Origin of the sequence: Micromonospora echinofusca (genome assembly GCF_017614955.1) — a bacterium.
GTDB lineage: Bacteria > Actinomycetota > Actinomycetes > Mycobacteriales > Micromonosporaceae > Micromonospora > Micromonospora echinofusca_A.
In genome coordinates this window covers 1-2,975 of sequence record NZ_WVUH01000548.1, presented here as the reverse complement: position 1 = coordinate 2,975, position 2,975 = coordinate 1, and the positions used below count along the sequence as shown (strand labels likewise).

Here is a 2,975-nt window from a genome sequence, read left to right as displayed (position 1 = left end):
CCCCCGGCCCGCATCCCGGCGGCCCCGGAGCGGATCAGCGGACCGGCGGGCGGTCCCAGCCGACCGGTAGTTCCCGGGGCGGTGTCCAGGACGGGTCGGGTCGGAAGTCGCACCAGGTGCCGTCGAACGGGAACTGGCCGGCCTCGATCAGCTTGACCACCCGCTCGCCCTCGGCCCGGACCGCCGCCGGGTCGGGTACCCAGTAGTGCTCGGGGAAGGCGAGACGCTCGGCGAACTCCTCCTCGTCCTTCCAGGCCCAACTCCGGTCCCGGCGGGCCACCACGTCCAGGTCCTGGTCGACCACGTCGACCCCGGCCACGGCACCGTCGTCCCAGCGCACGCCGGGCTCCTCCAGGTTGACGTACCAGTTGGCGAACACGTCGGTCACCGGGTCACGGAACCACCAGACCGAGTGCGCCGCGCCGGCCGGCAGGAACATCAGCAGTGCCGGACCGTGCCACTCGACCACCCGCAGCCGGTACGAGCGGGTGATCCACTCGGCGAAGGGCATGGTCCGCATGCCCCGGCCGTCGTCAGCCACCTCGTCCACCACCGGTGTGTGCCGGGCGAGCCAGAGCAGCAGGCCCCGGTCGTCGTCGCGGACCACCCGGGCCGGGCGGACCCAGCCGATCCGGCCCCGCCGGACATTGCGGTGCAGGATCAGCCGGCCAGGTTCGAAGCGCACCGTCACCCCCGCGTTGACAGGGGCCCCTTCCTATACCGGAAGCGATAGGAAGGGGCCCTTCCTTTCAGTACGAGCGGGCGAGGATGGCGACCAGGTCGGGCTCGTCCTCGGTGTCCGGTACCGAGCCGTCGGCACGGAGCAGGCAGCGCACCGTCACGCCCTGCCCGTTCGCCTCGGCCTCCCCGGCCGCCCCGACCGCCGACCAGGGCACCCGGGCCCAGCCGGTGGCGGCGGCGGCGATCGCGTCGGCCAACGTCGTGACCTCGGTGGTCCGGGACTCCCGGCGGTGCAGCGCCTCGTCGTGCAGGGCCTTCTGGTCGGCCTCCAGGGCGGCGAGTACCGCGCCCACCACGTCGGTCACCGGCACCGGGGTCTTCGAGCCGTCGGTCCGGCGGACCAGCACCGCGTTGCCGGCGGCCAGGTCGCGCGGGCCGACCTCGACGCGTACCGGATAGCCCTTCAGCTCGGCGTCGACGGCCCGCCGGCCGAACGGGGTGTCGGTACGGTCGTCGAAGCCCACCCGGACCCCGGCGTCACGCAGCGCGTCGCGCAGCTTGGCCGCCGCCTCGCCCACGCCGTCACCGGCCTTGACCACCATCACGTGCGCCTGGATGGGCGCGATCCGCGGCGGCACCCGCAGGCCGTTGTCGTCGCCGTGGCTCATGATCAGACCACCGAGCATCCGGGTGGAGGTGCCCCAGGAGGTCGTCCAGGCGTGCTCCACGGTGCGCTCGGCCGAGGTGTAGGTGATGTCGAACGCCTTGGCGAAGTTCTGCCCCAGCTCGTGGCTGGTGCCCATCTGGAGGGCCTTGCCGTCGCCCATCATGCCTTCGCAGGTGTAGGTGGCGGTGGCCCCGGCGAACCGCTCCCGGGCGGTCTTCAGCCCGACCACCACCGGGATGCCCAGCACCCCGACCATGAAGTCCTCGTACACCTCGTGCAGGATCCGCCGGGCGTAGGCCCGCGCGTCGGCGGCCGTCGCGTGCGCGGTGTGCCCCTCCTGCCAGAGGAACTCGCTGGTCCGCAGGAAGATCCGGGGCCGCAGCTCCCAGCGGACCACGTTGGCCCACTGGTTGAGCAGCAGCGGCAGGTCACGGTAGGAGTCGACCCACTTGGCCATGAACTCGCCGATGACCGTCTCGCTGGTCGGCCGGACCACGACCGGCTCGGCGAGCTGCTTGCCACCACCGTGGGTGACCACGGCCAGCTCCGGCGAGAAGCCCTCGACGTGCTCGGCCTCGCGCTTGAGGTAGTTCTCCGGGATGAAGAGCGGGAAGTACGCGTTCTCCGCGCCGGCCGCCTTGATCCGGGCGTCCATCTCGGCCTGCATCCGTTCCCAGATGGCATAGCCGGCCGGTCGGATGACCATGGTCCCCCGCACCGGGCCGTTGTCGGCGAGCTGCGCCTTGGCGATCAGGTCCTGGTACCAGCGGGGAAAATCCTCCGCACGGGGAGTGAGCACGCGTGCCATGACCGCACATCCTATTCGGCACCGGCCGGGTCCCCGCGCGCGGACCGGCATCCCCGCTGCCGCCACCGTAGAATTCGACCACCACGAGTGGGCGACGGTGAGCGCGATGAAACGTTCCGGCAGGCACCATCAGCGACCTGCGGCGGACACGATGACACGCAAGGCACGGCAGGCACCATGAGCGACCTGCGGCAGACCGGGCGGCAACGGCTGCGGGACGGGATCGTCGACGCGGCCCGGGAGCAGACGGTCGCCATCGGCTGGGACAGCGTCCGGATGGGTGCCGTGGCGCGCCTGGCCGGGGTCAGCCGGCAGACGGTCTACAACGAGTTCGGCAGCAAGGCCGGGTTGGCCGAGGCGTTGGCGCAACGCGAGGTCGACCGGTTCGTCACCGCGGTCCGGGACACCCTGCGGGCGCACGGCGGTGACGTGCGGGGCGCGGCGTACGCGGCGATCGCGCACACCCTGACCGAGGCGGCCGGCAATCCGCTGATCAAGGCGATCCTGACCAGCGCCCGGGGTGGCTCGGACGCCCTGCTGCCGTACCTGACCACCCGGTCCGAGCTGGTGCTGACCGAGGCGACCGGCGCACTGCTCGCCTGGGCGGGCGAACACCTGCCGCCGGCTGATCCGGTGCGGGCCGCGTTCGCGGCGGACGCGGTGGTCCGGTTGGTGGTCAGTCACATCGTGCTGCCGGTGGCGCCGATCGAGCAGACCGCCCAACTCCTCGCCGAACTGGCCGGGCAGCTCTTCGCCTCCGCCACCGTCCCCACCACCTGACCACCGATCCGCGCTGCCCCCTTCACCCGGGCTGCCCCC

At 72.4% G+C, this 2,975-nt stretch carries 3 protein-coding genes; 1 reads left to right on the top strand and 2 read right to left on the bottom strand.

Going from position 1 to position 2,975, the window contains the following annotated elements; all coding sequences use genetic code 11:
- Positions 1–34 precede the first annotated feature (34 nt).
- Together GSF22_RS32490 and proS are read right to left on the bottom strand one after the other, a co-directional pair.
- On the bottom strand, positions 35–685 hold the full coding sequence (locus GSF22_RS32490) for a DUF402 domain-containing protein (RefSeq protein ID WP_208817736.1): 651 nt from the start codon (positions 683–685) through the stop codon (positions 35–37).
- A 64-nt stretch (positions 686–749) separates the two neighbouring features.
- Positions 750–2,156 (bottom strand): proline--tRNA ligase, encoded by a 1,407-nt coding sequence (gene proS / locus GSF22_RS32485; protein ID WP_208817735.1) that lies wholly within the window; start codon positions 2,154–2,156, stop codon positions 750–752.
- A gap of 177 nt (positions 2,157–2,333) precedes the next feature.
- Here proS and GSF22_RS32480 point away from each other — a divergent pair, with 177 nt between their 5' ends.
- A complete protein-coding gene (locus GSF22_RS32480) occupies positions 2,334–2,936 on the top strand; it encodes a TetR family transcriptional regulator (RefSeq protein WP_208817734.1) in 603 nt (200 codons plus the stop codon).
- The last annotated feature ends 39 nt before the right edge of the window (positions 2,937–2,975 follow it).